The 18,806-nt window shown below is 41.4% G+C and carries 19 protein-coding genes and 1 other annotated feature; of the genes, 12 read left to right on the top strand and 7 right to left on the bottom strand.

Annotation, left to right across the window (positions count from 1 at the left end):
- Nucleotides 1–110: 110 nt before the first annotated feature.
- Entirely contained in the window at nt 111–1,505 is a 1,395-nt protein-coding gene (gene mnmE, locus QOW94_RS06920) for a tRNA uridine-5-carboxymethylaminomethyl(34) synthesis GTPase MnmE (RefSeq protein ID WP_283679592.1), read from the top strand.
- 40 nt (nt 1,506–1,545) lie between these two features.
- Complete coding sequence (gene mnmG, locus QOW94_RS06915) at nt 1,546–3,486, top strand: tRNA uridine-5-carboxymethylaminomethyl(34) synthesis enzyme MnmG (RefSeq protein WP_283679590.1); 1,941 nt, start codon at nt 1,546–1,548, stop codon at nt 3,484–3,486.
- Between the two features lie 57 nt (nt 3,487–3,543).
- On the opposite strand, the gene QOW94_RS06910 is transcribed toward mnmG, so the two are convergent.
- Nucleotides 3,544–4,743, bottom strand: a complete 1,200-nt coding sequence (locus QOW94_RS06910) for a multidrug effflux MFS transporter (protein WP_283679589.1) — start codon at nt 4,741–4,743, stop codon at nt 3,544–3,546.
- Nucleotides 4,744–4,916: 173 nt separating this feature from the next.
- On the opposite strand from QOW94_RS06910, the gene lepB reads away from it, so the two are divergent.
- Nucleotides 4,917–5,534 (top strand): signal peptidase I, encoded by a 618-nt coding sequence (gene lepB / locus QOW94_RS06905; RefSeq protein WP_283679588.1) that lies wholly within the window; start codon nt 4,917–4,919, stop codon nt 5,532–5,534.
- Between the two features lie 88 nt (nt 5,535–5,622).
- Here the strand turns inward: lepB and QOW94_RS06900 are convergent, their stop codons facing one another.
- Nucleotides 5,623–5,910, bottom strand: coding sequence for a putative quinol monooxygenase (locus QOW94_RS06900; RefSeq protein WP_283679587.1), 288 nt, complete (start codon nt 5,908–5,910; stop codon nt 5,623–5,625).
- A gap of 94 nt (nt 5,911–6,004) precedes the next feature.
- Nucleotides 6,005–6,406, bottom strand: coding sequence for a hypothetical protein (locus QOW94_RS06895; protein WP_283679586.1), 402 nt, complete (start codon nt 6,404–6,406; stop codon nt 6,005–6,007).
- Nucleotides 6,407–6,463: 57 nt separating this feature from the next.
- On the opposite strand from QOW94_RS06895, the gene QOW94_RS06890 reads away from it, so the two are divergent.
- Nucleotides 6,464–7,084 (top strand): endonuclease III domain-containing protein, encoded by a 621-nt coding sequence (locus QOW94_RS06890; RefSeq protein ID WP_283679585.1) that lies wholly within the window; start codon nt 6,464–6,466, stop codon nt 7,082–7,084.
- A 53-nt stretch (nt 7,085–7,137) separates the two neighbouring features.
- Here QOW94_RS06890 and QOW94_RS06885 read toward each other — a convergent pair whose 3' ends face one another.
- Complete coding sequence (locus QOW94_RS06885; RefSeq protein ID WP_283679584.1) at nt 7,138–7,779, bottom strand: histidine phosphatase family protein; 642 nt, start codon at nt 7,777–7,779, stop codon at nt 7,138–7,140.
- A gap of 64 nt (nt 7,780–7,843) precedes the next feature.
- Nucleotides 7,844–8,545: a winged helix-turn-helix domain-containing protein gene (locus QOW94_RS06880; RefSeq protein WP_283679582.1), complete on the bottom strand. Its 702-nt coding sequence runs from the start codon at nt 8,543–8,545 to the stop codon at nt 7,844–7,846.
- A gap of 181 nt (nt 8,546–8,726) precedes the next feature.
- On the opposite strand from QOW94_RS06880, the gene QOW94_RS06875 reads away from it, so the two are divergent.
- From QOW94_RS06875 to QOW94_RS06840, 8 genes are all read left to right on the top strand, one after another.
- A complete protein-coding gene (locus QOW94_RS06875; protein WP_283679581.1) occupies nt 8,727–9,620 on the top strand; it encodes a phosphate ABC transporter substrate-binding protein PstS family protein in 894 nt (297 codons plus the stop codon).
- A gap of 96 nt (nt 9,621–9,716) precedes the next feature.
- Nucleotides 9,717–10,655 carry a phosphate ABC transporter permease subunit PstC gene (gene pstC, locus QOW94_RS06870; protein WP_283679609.1) on the top strand — a complete coding sequence of 313 codons (939 nt, stop codon included), beginning with the start codon at nt 9,717–9,719 and terminating at the stop codon, nt 10,653–10,655.
- The gene (pstA, locus tag QOW94_RS06865; protein WP_283679608.1) at nt 10,655–11,542 is read left to right on the top strand and encodes a phosphate ABC transporter permease PstA; all 888 of its coding nucleotides are present in this window, start codon (nt 10,655–10,657) and stop codon (nt 11,540–11,542) included. The genes pstC and pstA overlap by 1 nt, the downstream gene beginning before the upstream one ends.
- Before the next feature lie 5 nt (nt 11,543–11,547).
- Nucleotides 11,548–12,342, top strand: a complete 795-nt coding sequence (pstB, locus tag QOW94_RS06860) for a phosphate ABC transporter ATP-binding protein PstB (RefSeq protein ID WP_283679580.1) — start codon at nt 11,548–11,550, stop codon at nt 12,340–12,342.
- Between the two features lie 10 nt (nt 12,343–12,352).
- Nucleotides 12,353–13,111, top strand: coding sequence for a phosphate ABC transporter ATP-binding protein PstB (gene pstB / locus QOW94_RS06855; protein WP_283679579.1), 759 nt, complete (start codon nt 12,353–12,355; stop codon nt 13,109–13,111).
- An 11-nt stretch (nt 13,112–13,122) separates the two neighbouring features.
- Nucleotides 13,123–13,836: a phosphate signaling complex protein PhoU gene (phoU, locus tag QOW94_RS06850; protein ID WP_283679578.1), complete on the top strand. Its 714-nt coding sequence runs from the start codon at nt 13,123–13,125 to the stop codon at nt 13,834–13,836.
- Nucleotides 13,837–14,098: 262 nt separating this feature from the next.
- Nucleotides 14,099–14,340: a binding site (T-box leader), on the top strand.
- 131 nt (nt 14,341–14,471) lie between these two features.
- Nucleotides 14,472–15,857: a branched-chain amino acid transport system II carrier protein gene (gene brnQ / locus QOW94_RS06845; protein WP_283679576.1), complete on the top strand. Its 1,386-nt coding sequence runs from the start codon at nt 14,472–14,474 to the stop codon at nt 15,855–15,857.
- Nucleotides 15,858–15,876: 19 nt separating this feature from the next.
- Entirely contained in the window at nt 15,877–17,082 is a 1,206-nt protein-coding gene (locus tag QOW94_RS06840) for a cation:proton antiporter (protein WP_283679575.1), read from the top strand.
- Nucleotides 17,083–17,204: 122 nt separating this feature from the next.
- Here QOW94_RS06840 and QOW94_RS06835 read toward each other — a convergent pair whose 3' ends face one another.
- Nucleotides 17,205–17,687: a nucleoside 2-deoxyribosyltransferase gene (locus QOW94_RS06835; RefSeq protein ID WP_283679574.1), complete on the bottom strand. Its 483-nt coding sequence runs from the start codon at nt 17,685–17,687 to the stop codon at nt 17,205–17,207.
- Nucleotides 17,688–17,756: 69 nt separating this feature from the next.
- Complete coding sequence (locus tag QOW94_RS06830) at nt 17,757–18,773, bottom strand: zinc-binding alcohol dehydrogenase family protein (protein ID WP_283679573.1); 1,017 nt, start codon at nt 18,771–18,773, stop codon at nt 17,757–17,759.
- Between the last annotated feature and the right edge of the window lie 33 nt (nt 18,774–18,806).

The raw sequence follows: 18,806 nt of genomic DNA, 5'->3' as shown, positions 1-18,806 counted from the left end.
AAAGTGCTTTATCCATGTGCTTATAGGCGTTTAGTGACGTCTGTTTGCGTGTGGAGTAGCGCTTTTTTTGTTGCTTAAAAAGCATTTTCTAATTTCTGGAGGCACATCAGATGGTACTAACAACAACTGAATTTGATACAATCGCAGCAATCTCAACCCCACCTGGAGAGGGTGGTATTTCAATTATAAGAATTAGTGGCGAAGAAGCCTTTGACATTGCGAAGAAGGTTTATCGGGGTAGAAACCTGGATAAGGTGGCCAGTAATACAATTAATTATGGTCATATCATTGATCCTAAAACTAATGAGGAAATCGATGAGGTGATGTTGTCGGTGATGAAGGCTCCTAAAACTTACACCACCGAGGACATCATTGAAATCAACTGTCACGGGGGAATCGTTGCCACTAATCGGATTTTGCAGACGGTTCTAAGTAACGGTGCCAGGATGGCTGAACCGGGAGAGTTTACCAAACGAGCATTTTTAAATGGCCGAATTGATCTGTCTCAATCAGAAGCCGTAATGGATTTGATCGAAGCTAAAACTGATCAATCAATGAAGGCGGCAATTAGCCAACTTGACGGGAATCTATCGCATCTAATCAAGAACCTACGCCAAGATATTCTCGATGTGTTGGCTCAGGTTGAGGTTAACATCGACTATCCTGAGTACGATGATGTGGAAACGATGACTAGTAAGCTGCTTCGTGAAAAAGCTCATGATGTTCATGGTCAAATTGACCAGTTACTGAAGACTGCCAAACAGGGAAAAATCCTCCGGGATGGGCTAGCAACTTCTATCATTGGCCGCCCAAATGTTGGTAAGTCAAGCTTATTAAATCATCTTCTTCATGAAGATAAAGCGATCGTTACCGATATTCCAGGAACGACTAGGGATGTTCTTGAAGAGTACGTTAACGTCCGCGGTGTACCACTTAAACTGATTGATACAGCTGGAATCCGGGATACTGAAGATAAAGTTGAAAAAATCGGGGTTGATCGTTCCCGTAAGGCAATTGACAGTGCTGACTTAGTGTTGTTGGTACTGAACGCAAGTGAGCCATTAACTGATGAAGACTACGAGTTAATTGATAAGACTAACGATAAGCAACGAGTCATTGTGTTAAATAAAACTGACCTGCCCCAAAAGATTGATCTATCAGAGCTTAAACGGTTAGCAGGTGGGAAGAACATCATCTCTACCTCAGCAATTGAAGCAAATGGATTGCAGGAGCTTGAGGAACTAATTGCAAAAATGTTCTTTGAAGAGGGAATCAGTAATAGTCAAAATAATGTAATGGTAACAAACGCTCGGCATATCGGATTACTAAATCAAGCCAATCAATCACTAGAGGATGTTATTAACGGTTTGGATAATGGGATGCCGGTTGATTTAGTTCAAATTGATATGACTCATTGTTGGGATCTCCTGGGTGAAATTACTGGTGATAGTTACCAAGATGAGTTGATTGATCAACTGTTTAGTCAGTTCTGTTTAGGAAAGTAAAAATTGTTGTTTCATGTGAAACATATGGAGGAAAAGAACCTTGAAAAGCTTACGTGTAAGTGATGTTAAGCAAGACTATCACGCAGAAGATTATGACGTAATCGTTGTTGGTGCCGGTCATGCTGGTTGTGAGGCGGCACTTGCTGCGGCCAGAATGGGAAACAAAACTCTTTTGATGACCATTAATTTAGATATGGTTGCCTTTATGCCATGTAATCCATCAATTGGCGGTCCCGCAAAGGGAATCGTTGTCCGGGAAGTTGACGCCCTTGGTGGTGAAATGGGTCGCAATATTGATAAGACCTACGTTCAAATGAGAATGCTCAATACCGGTAAGGGACCAGCAGTTCAAGCCCTTAGAGCTCAAGCTGACAAGCATGCTTATCATGCCGAAATGAAACACACAATCGAAAAGGAACCTAACTTAACTCTTCGTCAGGGAATCGTTGATGATTTGATTGTTGAAGATGGCGAGTGTAAGGGTGTTATTACCAATACTGGAGCTGAGTATAGTGCCAAAGCAGTGGTTATTGCTGCCGGAACTGCTGCTCGGGGTAAAATCATCATTGGTGAATTAATGTACGCTTCTGGTCCTAACAACTCTCAACCAGCTGAAAAGCTGACTGCCAACCTTGAAAAACTTGGGTTTGACCTTGAGAGATTTAAGACTGGAACCCCACCACGAGTTGACGGTACGACTATCGACTACTCAAAAACGGAAGAACAACCCGGTGATGAGAAGCCAAATCACTTTAGTTACGAAACCCCTGATAGCGAGTACATTGATGTTAAGAATCAACTTTCTTGCTGGTTAACATACACCAATGAAAAGACTCACGATATCATTCGTGAAAACCTCGAACGGGCACCAATGTTCACTGGGGTGATTGAAGGAGTTGGTCCTCGTTACTGCCCTTCAATTGAGGATAAGATCGTTCGGTTTGCTGATAAGAGCCGTCACCAACTATTCTTGGAACCAGAAGGTCGTAAGACTGAAGAATGGTATGTTCAAGGACTATCAACTTCAATGCCTGAGGAAGTTCAACAAGACATCGTTCATTCAATTGCTGGGTTAGAGAACGCTCAAATGATGCGTCCTGGTTACGCAATTGAGTATGACGTGGTTGCACCATACCAATTGAAACCAACTTTGGAAACTAAGGTTCTTAAGAACTTATATACTGCTGGTCAAACTAACGGAACTTCTGGCTATGAAGAAGCAGCTGGTCAGGGAATCGTTGCCGGAATCAATGCTGGCCGCAGAGCGCTTGGCCTTGGACCTTTCGTTTTGAAACGAAATGAAGCGTATATCGGCGTAATGATTGATGATTTAGTAACCAAGGGAACTAAGGAACCATATCGGTTATTAACCAGCCGGGCAGAGTATCGATTATTATTAAGAAACGACAATGCTGATTTACGGCTAACTGAAAAGGGTCATGAAATTGGCTTAATTTCAGATGACCGTTACGCTAGTTTCTTAGCTAAGAAGAAGGCGGTTGACGAAGAGCTTGATCGACTAAACCATATTCGAATCAAGCCATCTGATGCCATCAATCAGTTTGTTCAGGAGCATGGTGATAAGCCACTTCAGGACGGGGTGATTGCTGCCGTCTTCTTGAGACGACCATATGTTGACTACGAAACTTTGATGAACTTTGTTGAGGGTCCAGATGAGCCCCTTAATCGTCGAGTAATCGAGCAAATTGAAATCAGAACTAAGTACGCCGGCTATATTGCTAAGGCGGAGGCAAATGTTGCTAGGATGAAGCGGATGGAAGAGAAGAAGATTCCTGATAGAATCGACTACTCCGTTATCGACGGCATCGCAACTGAGGCCCGCCAAAAACTGGCTAAAATTCAACCTGCTACACTAGCTCAAGCATCAAGGATTAGTGGGGTTAACCCAGCGGATATCGCTATCTTGAGCGTTTACATCCAACAGGGTAAGATTGCTAAGGTTGATGCTCAGGGAGCATAGAACTAAAAAAGCCAGGAAGATTTCCTTAATGGATATCTTCCTGGTTTTTTGTTTAGGCTAATTGTTACTGATTTTCTTTTCAGCTGAGTTAAATAATAGAAAGCTTAATCCTAAACAGCCGAATATTCCCACAGCCATTGGCATGTAGGTCATAGTACCGAACATTCCCATTACTGGCGACATAATTCCCCCAATTCCGTTTTGAGAAAGACCAAAAAGGGCCGAAATACTACCACTGTTGTTAGTACTTAGATTCATAACGATGGAAGTAGTTAGGGTAAATAACATTCCGAATTGAGTTACAATCAGGAGCACAAGAGCAATTACAACGGCAAGGTTGTGGAAAGCAAGGGCACTGATGACCAGTAGGGTTGCACTAGCAACGGTGGTTCCAAGGACGACTTTGGTCTGCTTTTGAAGGCTGGTCCTAGATGCAAGGAAACCTGGGATAACTGAACCAATCGCAATTCCGGTTCCATTAACTGCGTATAGGAAACTGAAGTTTTGAACGGACATGTGAAATAATTGCTGGAAAACAAATGATGAAGCTGAAATATAACAGAACAGGCCGCCAGTTACTAGCCCCGCCGATAATAGGAGTTTCATAAATGGCCAGTTTGTTAGTAGTTGGCCCATCGAAGCGAATGTCTCGATGACTCCTTCGTTAACCCGTTTATCGGGTGGGAGGGTTTCTTTGATTCCGCAGAGAACCGCAAGAACGATAAGGAAACCAATGGCGGCCAAAATAATGAAGATAACCTGCCACTTGAAGAACTTGATGATTATTCCACCAATTACGGGTGAAACTACCGGAAAGATTCCGTTAACCGCTGATAACATTGAATAAAATGTAGTTAGTAGTGGTCCGGAGAAAAGATCGCGGGCAATTGCTTTAGATAAGACTTGGCCGGTTGCCCCCGCAAGGCCCTGAATGAATCTCAAAATAATTAGGACGCTGACGGAGTTTGAAAAGGATAAGATAAGTGAAACGATTGCAAAAATTGTAAACCCAGTGATGAGGGGGATTTTGCGACCAAACTTATCGCTAAGCGGGCCAACGATGATTTGACCAAGCGCTAATCCAATCAGACATGAACTAAGGCTAAGCTGAATTAGGGAGGCTGGGGATGCAAAGTCCTTTGTCATTTCGGGAAGAGCTGGGAGGTACATATCAATTGATAGTGGCCCAGTGGCACTGATTGTTCCGAGAATCAGGATCAACCATATTCGAGTTTTAGATGATATATTATTTGTCATTGTAATCCCCTTAAGAAAAAATCTGCCTTTCATATAATACAGGGCAATTGCAGGCATGGCAAATAAAAACCGGTTTTGGCTTTTCTTGTGCTATTATAAAATGTGTTACAATACATGTTGACTGTGTTTGTTTATAAACCAAGGGCACAGTGCTTTAAAGGGGTAGAAAATATATGGCAAAAAAAGAAAAGAGTTCCGTCAGTCGCGGAATCGGTTCGGTTCTTAGTTGGGTAATCCCAATCGTTGTTGGAATTCTTGTGGCGTTGCTAATTAAGCAGTTTATCGTAACGCCAGCGAGAGTCGATGGTCCTTCAATGGAGCCAAACCTAGTTAACAACGAAAGAATGTTAGTTTGGCGCAATGCCAAAATTAAACACCTTAGCGTAATCGTGTTTGATGCTTATGGTGAGGATCCTGAGGCAAGCAAACCAAATACTGATTACGTCAAGCGGGTAATTGGCCTGCCTGGTGACACCGTTTCAAGTCAAGATGGCAATATTTACGTTAATGGGAAGAAAATTGATCAGAACTTTATTAGTAACTACCAACGAACAGTTGGAACTGGTAACTGGAACTTGAAATCACTTTCTAAGAGTTGGAATGAAGATAATGGTGCCACTAAGGTGCCAAAGGGACAGTACTTTGTTCTTGGTGATCACCGAAGCGTTTCAAATGATGGTCGATACTGGGGATTTGTTCCTAAGAAGAAGATTTTGGGAGTTGCCAACACCTTCTTCTGGTCAACTGATAAAACGAAGAGACATAACGTTAATAGCTTAGGATTTGAATAGTTTTAGAAGCTACGATGATAATCGTGGTTTTTTTATATTTCAAAATAAAAAAGCCCTGAGATGGGCTTTTAGTATGAAGCTTGATAAGCTATTCGTTGTAATCCATTCGAATAATTACCGGATCCTTTGATAGAAAATCCCCAATTCCTGCAAGAAATTTTTGAAAGTGAGGGGTGTTATTATGGGATTCAACTGCATCGGCATCTTTCCAGTGCTCGATAATCTCATATTCGGTTTCCGAGTCAACGTCTTTGTAATGGTGGTAGCTGATGTTACCATCTTCGTTACTTGATCCGGCAACTAGTTCGGCAATAAAAGCCTCGTATTCACTTTGCTTTCCGGGAATTACGGATAGTTCAACGTTAATGATTTTCATAAATTAGTCTCCTTTAGTATTTAGGTGTTACCAGAGTGATAATGTAACTGTCGATAGACAATAAGTAAAAACTGCTTATATTATTTTAACTCTGTTACTTTAATAATTTGAAATGAAGTGCACCGTTGAGATTTGATCCTTTAATTGTTGCAGTGTGACCATGGCGGTAAATTGCATATTTTCCATAGAATGGTTTATAGGTGGGGTTTGTCATCCTTCCGTATATCAAGTAGTAATTGTGTTTAACAAATTTATATTTCGGGTGTCTCATTGCCATTTCGGGGATATCCACGTAATCAAAATAAAGACCCTTTGAATTTATATCTATAGTTAACATAGCAACTCCGTTTCGGGTTCCTCTGGCCCAGGCACCTCGTACAGACTTCGGGGTTCCCTTGTGCCATGAGGATGCCTGTGTACTATTAGTAGATGTTAATGAGAATCCGCTAATTAACCCAAACAATAAAGATGTACTGACTATGACTGATTTATTCATAAGTAATTCCTCCCAATTATTGTCAGTATACCATTAGTCTCAAATGAAGGTGAAAAAATGGACATTACATGGCTTTACAACCAACTTAAAACCAATATGGGACCATCTGGCTGGTGGCCTGCCGACAGTAAGCCTGAGATTGTTCTAGGAGCAATCTTGGTTCAGAATACTAATTGGCGGAATGCGGATGCTGCTTTGACAGCTCTAAGGGATGAAACCAGCCTTGACCCTAACAGCATTCTCAGTTTAGAAAATGAACGGCTGATCAAGTTAGTTAAACCAAGCGGGTTTTATCGAAATAAGGCAAGGGCAATTAAATCCGTATTTAGTTGGTTTAACCAGTTTGAGTGGGAATACGATACCATGAAGAAGTATTACGGAACGGGTCTAAGAGATCAACTTCTAAAACTTCAAGGAGTTGGTCCAGAAACAGCAGACGTACTTCAAGTATATATCTTTGATAAACCGGTGTTTATTGCTGACAGCTACACTAGACGACTTTTCAGCGCTCTTAATTGGATGGATGCCAAAACTTACCAGGAACTGTGGAACAACGTGTCACTTCCTAAATGGTTCACTTTTGAAGATGCACAGGAGTTTCACGGGTTGATCGATAACTTTGGTAAGGAGTACTTAAAGCGACCGGCGGATTTTAACCAAAGTTTTTTAAGTAAATAGATGCAAAAGGGACTATCTTCCATGGTGGATGATAGTCCCTTTTTGGTTGTTAATTAATTGGTTTTGTTATATTCGATCAATTCTGGGGTGTCAGTAATATCTAACACTGTGATACTTCCGTTATCTGGTTGTTCGATGAATGATGAGCCATCAGAGTACATAGCAGCAACGTTTCTAATGAATGTTCCATGTGAAACAATAAGTGCCTTTTCGTTGTCTTTTAGTAATTCTTGAATCGTGCTGATTGCAGAATCAATTCGGTCTTTTAACTGCTCGCCGCTTTCTGCTTCTTTAAATGGATCGGTATCGTGCATGAAATCCCGGACCTTCAAGAAACCATATTTCTTTATCAGAACATTCTGATCCCGACTACCAATTGGACCACCAATCATGTTCCACGTTTTGACGCTGTCTTCTCCTTCAAACACACCGAAGTAGACTTCGCGAAAATCCTTGAAGGTTTGTAAATCTGCTGGGGCGTCATTATTCTGAGCCGCAATTAGGTCTCGGGTTGCAATCGCTCTTCCTAAATCTGAACTCCCAATTAAATCGAAATGAATGTCTTTGAGTCGTTTCCCAGTCTGAGTCGCCTGGGATTCACCCTTTTCTGTGAGCGGGGAATCGACCCATCCCTGCATTTTTTGAAAATGATTTAAAATCGTTTGGCCATGGCGCACTAAGTATAACTGTTTCATGATTCTCTCCAGTCACAGGTTAATTAAGTAATTTGCTTACTTAATCATTTTACATGTTTTTGAACTAATCGGAAAACATATAACCAAAACTCCGTACGGTTTTAATAATTTGGGGGTGTTTTTGATCCAACTCGATCTTTTTTCGTAGCTTGCTGATGTGAGTATCAATAATTCTAAGGGTTGCACTACTCGTATTTTCCCAAACGTGAGCAGCGATTTGGATTCTAGTCAGAACAACATCAGCGTTACTAATGAAGAATAAAAGAAGTTTATATTCAATCGGGCTTAGTTTGACCTGCTTATCAAATGCGGTGACTTCAAATGTGTCAAGATCGATTCTGATATGTCGGGTGGTCAATGATTTGTCATGGTGGGGGTTGGAACTGATTTGTTCTGTTCGTTGGTAGGCCCAGATGTTTTGAATTAATCGAAAACAGATTTCGCTTGGGTCGTCCTTAGCAATTAAGTCATCAAAATGGTAGGTTAAAAAGACTTTTTTGGATAAGACCGGTTGAGGTGCTAAAGAATGCTCATTGGCTAATAGTAGAATTGGGCCAGGCGTCTTGGTTCTAATTAAGGAAATTATAACCCGTTGTGGTGGTAGGGGAACCGAAGCAATATCCCAAAGAATTCCAAAACTATTGGTTAATTGGTTAAGATCAAAGCTTTCATTTCGATTTACAAACACATGAAAACCGTTTAGCTTACTTTCAATTTGATGATGTAAATTTTCGTTTTTACTTATTAGTAAAACAGTCGTTGCCATGGGGACACCTCCGAGAATGAATTCTGTTCAATAGTAGTTATCCCACAAAATAAAGTGGTTTTGGTGGAATTTACGATACCTTTACATAACCAAAACATGATATTTACATTTGCTTGATATATTGAAAATGTACCAAACAAGAAAAAGTTTTTGGGACTTAACATTTAGGAGGAAATTAATCATGAAAAAGAGTTCCCTTGTTTCAGCACCAATCTTAGTTGCAGGTTTAGGACTTCTATTAGCGGGATGTGGTAATAGTAACGCCGCTAAAAAAACAGATAATAGTCAAAATCAACCCAAGGTAACCGCCGTTGGTTCAACTGCATTACAACCATTAGTTGAACAAGCTGCTAGTGATTTTCAATCAGCAAACAAAGGCACTAACGTTAGTGTTCAGGGTGGTGGTTCCGGAACAGGTCTTAGTCAGGTAGCTACCGGAGCGGTTACAATTGGAAACTCCGATATTTTTGCCGAACAACAACCAGGAATAAAGGCTAGCAAGTTAGTTGACCACAAGGTTGCTGTAGTTGGGATGGCCCCCGTTGTTAACAAGTCTGCCGGGGTTAAGAATCTTTCAATGGCTCAATTGAAGGGAATCTTTACTGGTAAGTATAAGAACTGGAAGCAAGTTGGTGGTGCTAATCAAAAGATCACCGTTGTTAACAGAGCTCAAGGTTCAGGAACTAGAGCAACGTTTGAAGGAGCTGTGCTTGAAGGGGCAAAAGCAGTTAAGTCGCAAGAACAAGACTCAAACGGAACGGTTCAAAAGATTGTTTCAAGCACCCCAGGAACAATTAGTTACCTTGCTTTTTCATACATTAACAAGAAACTTCAACCAGTTTCAATCAATAACGTTAAACCAGAAGACAGCAACGTTGTAAATAATAAGTGGAAGATCTGGTCATACGAGCACATGTACACATTAAAGGGCAAGAGCAACAAGACTGCTGATAAGTTCTTTAAGTACATGCTATCTGATGATGTTCAAAACGGACTGGTTCAAAAGCTTGGTTACATCAGCATTCACGATATGAAGGTTCAAAAGAACGCTAAGAATGTTGTGACTGATAAATAATCGGTGAAAGGCTTTGTTCGGACTGGTTTAACTGACGAATAAAGCTTTTTTTGTAGGAGGATAAGAATGGATGACATCAAAACAAATTTGACTAAGATGACTCAACCAGGGCAGACGGAATCAATCAAGGATAGTTTAACCAGACCTACTAAGGCGACTCATCAAGATATGATGGGCAAAGCAATCAGCTATTTATGCATTGGGATGGTAAGTTTACTAGTTCTGTCGATTCTATATTTTATTGCTACTAAGGGAGTAGCTACTTTTACCACTAATCATGCTAGTCTACTTGACTTTTTAACCAAGAAAAATTGGAATCCGGGAATGTTGGACTCGCATGGTCACCCTCAAATCGGGGCCTTGCCAATGATCGTAACGTCATTTAGCGTCACTGTGCTTGCAGCCTTAGTTGCTGCGCCGTTTGCGATTGCGGTTGCCGTTTTTATGACGGAAATTGCCCCTCAAAAAGGGTCGAAGATTTTGCAGCCGGTAATCGAGTTGCTGGTTGGAATTCCATCCGTTGTCTATGGATTTATTGGGTTGACGATTGTAGTTCCCGTTATACGAAAGTTTGCGGGTGGAACTGGATTCGGTATTTTGGCAGGAACCATCGTTTTGTTTGTAATGATCTTGCCGACAGTTGCATCGCTATGTGTTGATAGTATCAAAGCAGTTCCGCTCTATTACCGATCAGCATCGCTGGCACTTGGGGCAACCCGCTGGCAGACGATTTATAAGGTAGTATTACGGGCGGCAACGCCGGGAATTATCACTGCGGTCATCTTTGGGATGGCCCGGGCGTTTGGTGAAGCGTTGGCTGTTCAGATGGTAATTGGTAATGCGGTCATTATGCCGAAGGGCTTGATTTCGCCAGCTTCAACTTTGACCAGTCAGTTAACTACTGAAATTGGGAATACCACGATGGGAACTCTGCCAAATAACGCTTTGTGGTCGTTGGCCTTAGTCCTGTTATTGATGTCATTAGTATTTAATATTGTTGTTCGATTGATTGGGAAGCGAGGGAGGATCAAATGATTAATGCAAAGCAGAGTGACAAAGTCGCAACGGGAGTTATCTACTCCTTTGTTGGGATCGTAATATTGATCCTGGTAGCTATCCTTGGCTATATTTTGGTAGTGGGAATTCCGCATATCTCATTTAACTTTTTAACGCAGCCAGCTCAATCATTTAAAGCTGGCGGAGGAATTCGTGATCAGTTATTCAACTCCCTGTATCTTTTGGTTTTGACGCTGATCATCTCGTTTCCGTTTGCATTGGGCTCAGGAATCTATCTGGCAGAATATGCTAAACAGAACTGGATTACCAGCACCATTCGGACAGCAATCGAAGTTCTTAGTTCCCTCCCGTCGGTAGTCGTTGGTTTGTTTGGGTATTTGCTATTTGTTATTAAATTCAACCTTGGGTTTTCGATTTTAGCCGGGGCGATTGCGTTGACCTTCTTCAACCTACCATTGCTAACTAGAAATATTGAGGAATCATTGGCTTCAGTTTCCGATTTACAAAGGGATGCTGGCCTATCCCTTGGCCTTTCTAACTGGAGAACGATAACTAGAATTATTTTACCGGCAGCACTGCCGGGAATTATTACTGGGATCATCCTAAGCGCGGGACGGGTGTTCGGTGAGGCGGCAGCTTTAATATATACGGCTGGTCAGAGTGCACCAACCGTTGACTACGCCAACTTTAATCCCATGGCTAGTGACAGCTTTTTAAATCCGATGAGGCCCGCGGAAACATTGGCTGTGCATATCTGGAAAGTTAATACTGAGGGAGTTACCCCGGACGCTCTATCTATTTCAGCTGGGGCGTCAGCAGTTCTGATAATTGTTATTTTGCTGTTTAATATTTTAGCCCGGTGGGCCGGAAAGAGAATCTACCGTCGGATGACGGCGACGAGGTAATCAAAATGGAAAAATACTCGTTTGAAGAAACCAACATTCTTAAATTAAGTCGCAAACTAGCGATGGAAACCGAAAACTTGCAGGTATTTTATGGCGCAAACCACGCAATGTTTGATGCAAGTTTGCAGTTTCCGAAAAATAGAATTACTGCGTTGATTGGAGCATCTGGTTCTGGTAAGTCAACTTACCTAAGGTGTCTTAACCGAATGAATGATAGAATCTCCACCGTTAAGGGGAAGATTATTTATCAGGATACTGATATTAATCAAAAGAGTATCAACGTTTATGAGGTTAGAAAACACATTAGTATGGTGTTTCAGCGGCCAAACCCGTTTGCCAAATCGATTCGAGAAAACATTACTTTTGCACTTAAGGAGCATGGCATCAAGGACAAAGAAATTTTAGCTGAACGAGTTGAGAGTAGTCTGAGAAGTGCCGCTTTATGGGATGAAGTAAAAGATGATCTTGATAAGAGTGCCCTTGCCTTATCTGGAGGCCAGGCGCAGCGACTGTGTATTGCGCGGTCAGTAGCTATGCAACCAGATGTACTGTTACTAGATGAACCAGCTAGTGCCCTTGATCCAATTTCGACCGCCAAAATCGAGGAGACCCTTCAAAATCTTCGGGAAAAGTACACGATCATTATCGTAACTCACAATATGCAACAAGCTAGTCGAATCGCTGACTATACTGCTTTCTTTCACATGGGGCACGTTTTAGAGTATGACAAGACCAACAATATTTTTACAAATCCCAAGATAAAAGCCACCGAGGACTATATCTCCGGTAACTTTGGTTAGGAGACTGACGATGACTGATAAAATAATTACGAGTGATGGCGTCAGAGTTTATTACGGCGAAAAGGAAGCTATCCACGGGGTTCATATTGATATCCATGAGAAGCAAATTACTGCGCTAATTGGACCGTCTGGTTGTGGTAAATCGACCTATTTGCGGTGCCTTAACCGAATGAATGACTTAATGCCTAATACGACAGTTACCGGTAGTATCAAGCTCCAAGGAGAGGATATTTACGCTCCTAAAGTGGATGTCGTTGATCTCCGTAAACGGGTTGGAATGGTTTTTCAACAGCCTAACCCATTTCCGTTTAGCATCTATGAAAACGTGGCATATGGTTTGCGAACTGATCGAAAATTTAGCAAGGACGAAATTGATCAGCGGGTTGAGGAAAGCTTGAAGCAAGCGGCCATTTGGGATGAGGTAAAGGATGACCTAAATAAGAACGCCCTTGAATTATCTGGTGGCCAACAACAACGAGTTTGCGTAGCTAGAGTTTTGGCAGTTCACCCAGAGGTCATTCTCCTTGATGAGCCAACCAGTGCCCTAGACCCAATCTCTAGCTCAAAGATTGAAGAAACCTTAATGGCAATTCGTAAGGATTATACTATCGTAATTGTGACCCATAATATGCAACAAGCAGCAAGAATTTCGGACCGCACTGCATTTCTTTTAAACGGAAACCTAATTGAATATTCGCAAACCAAGCAAATGTTCATCAAGCCCGAAAAAGAAGAAACTAGTGATTATCTTAACGGTAAGTTTGGATAGGAGAAGGCAATATGAGAAAGTTATTTGTTGATGAATTGAAGCGACTTCACGTTCGGTTTTCTGAGATGGGGATCAACGTTAACGAGCAAATTTATAATGCCACCACAGCATTTATCAATCACGATAAGGTCGTGGCAAAGGAAGTTATTACTAATGACAACAACACAGATAGTGAGGAAATGAACCTAGAAAAACAGGCCCTTGAGCTTATTGCTCTTCAGCAACCAGTTGCTACTGATTTTCGGGTCATCATTAGTATCCTTAAAGCCAGCTCTGATTTGGAAAGAATTGGCGACCATGCCGTTGGAATTGCCAGGGAAACTATTTTGGAAAAGGGTGAAGAGCGGGTTCCTGAAGTCGAAAAGGAAATTGCTTTGATGACCAACAAAATCCGAGAGATGCTGGGTGGGGTTCTCGATGCGTATTCGGAAACGGATGCCGATAAAGCTGGTGAAGTTGCTAAGGATGACATTATCGTTGATCAACTATATTTGGAGATTCGGGAAAAAATTATCCAGGCATTAAAACAGAATCCGAAGGTAGCCAAGGCAAGTTCTAGTTACCTGCTAGTGATTAAGTTGCTCGAAAGAATCGGGGATCATATTGTCAACATCGCTGAATGGATAGTTTATAGTTCTGATGGTAAAATCGTTGAGCTTAATCCAGGTAAATCAGACCCTAAGTTATTACGTGAGATAGTATCGGGAACTATTGGTGAAAGGTAATTTGATTCGATACAGAATGTTTACAATCATGAAATAGATAATTTACTTTAATTTGATACCATTTAGGTGAATCAAAAAAGAAGGATGGTGGCAATGATGAGTGAAATTATTTCGGAAATTAAACAGACGCCAGTATCGGGATGGGTAGTGTCATTTGCCGGCTTTGGGACTTTGATTCTTTCGGTGTTATTTGCATAAATTAAGAAAAAATGTTGACAAATGATTCGTTAGTGAATATTATTAGAGACAATTCATAAGATTAGAAATTGCTAAGACGAGGAAAGTAATCTTTAGTTTGAGTCTCAGGGAGAGCCAGATAAGTGAGAATGGCTTACGAGAACTAGAGAAGAAAGTAGCCTCCGAGCGACAAATGCGAAGTTCGAGTGTTTGTTGGGTACGCCCATTACAGCGTCAGTGTATCGCAAACTTTTTGCCGTACATGATGAGGTGGTTTCCGTGAGGGAATCACGAATTTGGGTGGTAACACGACACGTCGTCCCTTGAAGTTTAGACTTCAAGGGATTTTTTTATGGAAAAAGGAGACGGTAAAAAATGATTATTCAAAAATCTGGAGGAATCAGTCGAGTCAGGATTGATAGCTGGTTATGTTGGAAACAAAATGAGGAGTGAAAAATATGAAAACAAATTCATCAAAAATTGCGTTTAAAAATTATTTGTTTATTGGATCAATGTTGTTTGGAATGTTCTTTGGTGCTGGTAATCTTATCTTCCCAATTCATTTGGGTCAGATGGCCGGTAGCCACTGGTTCACCGCATCACTTGGATTCTTATTAACTGGTACGTTATTACCTTTGTTAGCTATTATTGCGATTAGTGTTACTAGAAGTAATGGAATTTATGATCTTGCTAAACCAATCGGCAAGAAATACGCTACTTTCTTTATGATTCTGGTTTGCGCTACTCTTGGACCATTGTTTGCAACCCCCAGAACCGCTACGGTTCCGTTTCAAATCGGATTTGCAAGCCATTTGGATAAAGCTAGCCAACCATTGTGGCTCTTTATCTATTCGCTGATTTTCTTTGGAATTACTTATTGGGCATCCAGAAAGCCAACTCACATTATTGATACCGTTGGTAAGCTGCTTAACCCAATTTTCCTACTATTACTTGCAATCATCTTTGGGTTTGCGTTTACTACCCCAATCAAAGGTAGTGGCCAATTAACTCCAGAAGCTGCTTATATGCATGGTTCATTTTTAAACGGTTTCTTACAAGGCTACAATACTATGGATTGTATCGCTGGTTTGTTATTCGGAATCGCCATCGTTACTGCAATTAGGAGTCTTGGAATCAATAGTCCCCGTGATATTTCGCTCACGACAATGAAGTCTGGATTATTAGGAATTGGCCTTGAAGCATTAATTTACATTGGTTTGATTTGGTTAGGATCAACTAGTTTGCAGTTATTCAATGTTTCCGCTGATGGTGGAATTGCCTTCAACCAAATTGCAAATCATTTTCTAGGAATGACTGGTCAGATTATCTTGGCAATTATGGCTACTTTGACTTGTTTAACTACTTCAGTTGGTTTAACTACTTCGTTTTCTGAAGCATTGCATAATAAATTCCCCAAGATTTCATACCGAACATTTAACATTGCTGCAATCGGGTTCTCGTTTGCGTTTGCGAACGTTGGTTTGGACACCATTATTGCATGGTCAACGCCAATGTTAATGTTCCTTTACCCACTAGCAATTACGTTGATTATTCTTTCAATCGCCTCACCACTATTTAACGGTAATCGGCGAGTATACATCTGGACAACCATCTTTACTATCATTCCTGCAATTCTTGATGCGATTGCTTCAGCCCCAGCCTTGATTTCACAGTCCGGATGGGCTCAAGCATTGTTAAAACTAGATTCATTTATTCCGGGCGCAAGTCTTGGAATGGATTGGGTTATTCCAGCTGCGATTGGGTTAGCAATTGGTTTGATTATTCACTTTGCTACGAGTCAGAGTACTCAAAAAATTGCTGAGTCTGAAATTGAAAATAACTAAGCTAAAAGGGGGTCATTAAATGGAGTTTGTTGGGATACTATGTCTACTGCTGGTGGTGTCAACGTTAGCAGGTCACCTTGCAAACCGGTTTAAGATTCCCGCAGTTATTGGTCAAATACTAGCTGGCATTATTGTTGGTCCGGCCGTATTAGGGATTGTCCATCAGACTGCCGTTCTAAGCGAGTTTTCGAATATCGGGGTTATCATTCTGATGTTTATTGGCGGGCTCGAGAGTGACTTGACGCTATTGAAGAAGTATTTAAAACCAGCGGTGATTGTTGCGGTTGTTGGGGTAATTGTTCCAGTTGTTTTGATCGGCCTTACAGCGGTTGGATTTGGATTTAACAATTTTGATGCATTATTTATCGGGGTGGTATTTAGTGCAACGTCCGTTTCAATTAGTATTGAGGTTCTGAAGGATTACCATTCCTTAAACACAAAGGAAGGGGCGACAATTCTTGGAGCGGCGGTTGCTGATGATATCATTGGGGTTGTGTTGTTATCGATTTTAGTTTCATTGATGGGAACTAGTACTGGTGGTCAGAATAACTGGCAGAAGTTTGGTTTGATGTTTGCCGGGCAGATAACTTTCGTGATAGCGACGTTCTTCATGATTAAATGGATTGTTCCTTACCTAACCAGTATCGCTGATAAACTACTGATGGCAGCCAGCCCCACAATCGTCTGCATGGTTATCTGCTTATTCATGGCGTGGATGGCGGAAAAGTTTGGCTTGAGCGGAGCAGTTGGGGCCTTCTTTGGTGGAATTGCTGTTGCTCAAACGACGGAACACAAAAAGATTGCTGAGCATATTGAGGCGATTGGGTACTCGGTTTTCGTGCCGATTTTCTTTACCAGTATTGGATTAAAGATGACCTTTGCCCATTTGAATCAATCGTTGGGGTTTGTGATTATTCTGACAATTCTCGCTTGTCTGACCAAAGTTCTCGGTTGTGGCTTGGGATCACTCATCAATGGCTATTCGCTTAAGAGTAGCTATTTGGTGGGATCAGGGATGATTTCAAGAGGTGAGATGGGTCTGATTACAGCTCAAATTGGTTTTTCGGCAGGGTTATTATCCTCCACATACTACTCAGATATTATATTGGTGATCATCATGACAACGATTATTGCACCGTTCTTAATTAAGAACGCAATCGGATTGTTGGAAAACCAGAAAGAGCGAATGGAAATGCCAATCAGTGAAAAAACAGTTAGCCATTAAACTACAAAAAGCGACAAACTAATCTAGTTCACATCGATCTTGTGAGCATTTGGTTAGTTTGTCGCTTTTTGCGGTGCCGACATATTTAGCAAAGTGCAAACCAGAAATTGGTTTGCGGTTTATTACAGAACGTCCTTATCGGTATACTTCTGTTGTAATTCGTTAAAATCATAAATTTTCAAGGATTGAATGTCTTCCTCACCATTGAAGAATGCAGTATAGCTTCTTGCCAACATTAAGTTCAGCTTGTTACCAGCCTCAAATTGCACCATGATCACGGGGGTCTTGTTTTCGAAGGCAGCCCCGATTTCAAAGATAGTTCCTGAATCTGGTTCTGGATTGCCTTCTTCCATTTGGTAATCAAGAATGGCAACTACAACGTCTGCCTTGTGGACTTGACGCATGTCTGAGGCAAAAACAGCGTCCTGCCATTTAAATGATCCAAATGGTTCCGATTCAAATTGGTGCTCTTCTGGAAGGAAGATCCCCTCTGAATCGATCGTTGGGTTCTGTTTTAACAATGAAACAACTTCTTTGATCCGGTTTTTTTGGCCCTCAGAGAAAAAGGGAGAAGCAAGATAAACTTTGTTTTGATAGTTAGCCATGATATTCTCCTTTGGTATTCAATAGTTAATTTTATTGTAGCAATTATGAACGATTTTATAAAGATGGAACTAATCGTTCGTTATCACAACTTTACCAATCATTTTGTTAGATTCAACAAGAGCGTGTCCCTGGCGGATATTTTCAGCGTTAATGGGCGTTAGAGTTTTGGTCAGTGTGCTAGTAATTGTTCCCTTATCCAGCATTGTGGCAATTTGGGCGAGGATGTTGTGCTGGCTGATCATATCGGCCGTTTGGTAATATGATTTGGTGTACATCCATTCCCAAGCAAACGTTGCTCGTTTTCGCTTCAAAACACTCAAATCAAGTGGTTTTTGGTTACCGGTTATCGAAACGATTTTACCACTGGGGGCGATTAGCTCGGCAAATTCATTCCAATGCTGATCGAGTCCCTTTAAATCAAGGATATAATCAACGTTGTCAAAGTTAAGATTATTAATTTGAGGGACAAATGACTTGTGATGATCGACGGTAAAGTCCGCTCCGTGTTCTTCAGTCCACTGAATGGTTTCTGGTCTGGATGCTGATGAAATGACCGTTAAACCGGCCCATTTTGCCAACTGGGTGGCAATTGAACCAACACCGCCAGCTCCGTTATTGATAAGCAGGGTTTTACCTTGGTTTGCGGTTGGGTTCTTCGGGTCAATTCCCATCTGCTCAAATAGTGCCTCCCATGCAGTTAGCGATGTTAGTGGCATTGCTGCTGCGTGAGCGTCATCGAGAGTTGCAGGGGCCTGAGCGACGATTCTTTCATCGACAAGCTGGAATTCACTGTTACTGCCGGGACGAATAAACGAGCCAGCGTAGAAGACCCGATCACCGACTTTGAAGAGAGAAACTTGATCACCAATTTCCGCAACGGTTCCCACCGCATCCCAACCGATTATTTTTGGTTCGGTTAGGGGTTCGTTGTTTGTCCGGACTGCAATATCAACGGGATTAACTGAAACCGCGGCAACTTTTACTAGGATATCGTGCCCCGTGGTCTTCGGGGTTTCTGTTTCGAAGTCAAATAAACTGTTTGCATCGTTGATTGGAAGATGTTGGTCGTACCCAATTGCTTTCATAAAATCATCCTTTCTTTAACTTCAAGTATATTA

The organism is Lentilactobacillus sp. Marseille-Q4993 (genome assembly GCF_951230165.1).
In the GTDB taxonomy this organism is placed as follows: Bacteria; Bacillota; Bacilli; order Lactobacillales; family Lactobacillaceae; genus Lentilactobacillus.
This window is presented reverse-complemented; position numbering and strand designations above follow the sequence as displayed.

What these genes read in the sequence shown, in the direction of transcription:
- mnmE (WP_283679592.1), top strand. Translation starts at nt 111, where the DNA reads ATGGTACTAACAACAACTGAATTTGATACAATCGCAGCAATCTCAACC.
- QOW94_RS06910 (WP_283679589.1), bottom strand. Translation starts at nt 4,743, where the DNA reads ATGACAAATAATATATCATCTAAAACTCGAATATGGTTGATCCTGATT.
- lepB (WP_283679588.1), top strand. Translation starts at nt 4,917, where the DNA reads ATGGCAAAAAAAGAAAAGAGTTCCGTCAGTCGCGGAATCGGTTCGGTT.
- QOW94_RS06900 (WP_283679587.1), bottom strand. Translation starts at nt 5,910, where the DNA reads ATGAAAATCATTAACGTTGAACTATCCGTAATTCCCGGAAAGCAAAGT.
- QOW94_RS06895 (WP_283679586.1), bottom strand. Translation starts at nt 6,406, where the DNA reads ATGAATAAATCAGTCATAGTCAGTACATCTTTATTGTTTGGGTTAATT.
- QOW94_RS06890 (WP_283679585.1), top strand. Translation starts at nt 6,464, where the DNA reads ATGGACATTACATGGCTTTACAACCAACTTAAAACCAATATGGGACCA.
- QOW94_RS06885 (WP_283679584.1), bottom strand. Translation starts at nt 7,779, where the DNA reads ATGAAACAGTTATACTTAGTGCGCCATGGCCAAACGATTTTAAATCAT.
- QOW94_RS06880 (WP_283679582.1), bottom strand. Translation starts at nt 8,545, where the DNA reads ATGGCAACGACTGTTTTACTAATAAGTAAAAACGAAAATTTACATCAT.
- QOW94_RS06875 (WP_283679581.1), top strand. Translation starts at nt 8,727, where the DNA reads ATGAAAAAGAGTTCCCTTGTTTCAGCACCAATCTTAGTTGCAGGTTTA.
- pstC (WP_283679609.1), top strand. Translation starts at nt 9,717, where the DNA reads ATGACTCAACCAGGGCAGACGGAATCAATCAAGGATAGTTTAACCAGA.
- pstB (WP_283679580.1), top strand. Translation starts at nt 11,548, where the DNA reads ATGGAAAAATACTCGTTTGAAGAAACCAACATTCTTAAATTAAGTCGC.
- pstB (WP_283679579.1), top strand. Translation starts at nt 12,353, where the DNA reads ATGACTGATAAAATAATTACGAGTGATGGCGTCAGAGTTTATTACGGC.
- phoU (WP_283679578.1), top strand. Translation starts at nt 13,123, where the DNA reads ATGAGAAAGTTATTTGTTGATGAATTGAAGCGACTTCACGTTCGGTTT.
- brnQ (WP_283679576.1), top strand. Translation starts at nt 14,472, where the DNA reads ATGAAAACAAATTCATCAAAAATTGCGTTTAAAAATTATTTGTTTATT.
- QOW94_RS06840 (WP_283679575.1), top strand. Translation starts at nt 15,877, where the DNA reads ATGGAGTTTGTTGGGATACTATGTCTACTGCTGGTGGTGTCAACGTTA.
- QOW94_RS06835 (WP_283679574.1), bottom strand. Translation starts at nt 17,687, where the DNA reads ATGGCTAACTATCAAAACAAAGTTTATCTTGCTTCTCCCTTTTTCTCT.
- QOW94_RS06830 (WP_283679573.1), bottom strand. Translation starts at nt 18,773, where the DNA reads ATGAAAGCAATTGGGTACGACCAACATCTTCCAATCAACGATGCAAAC.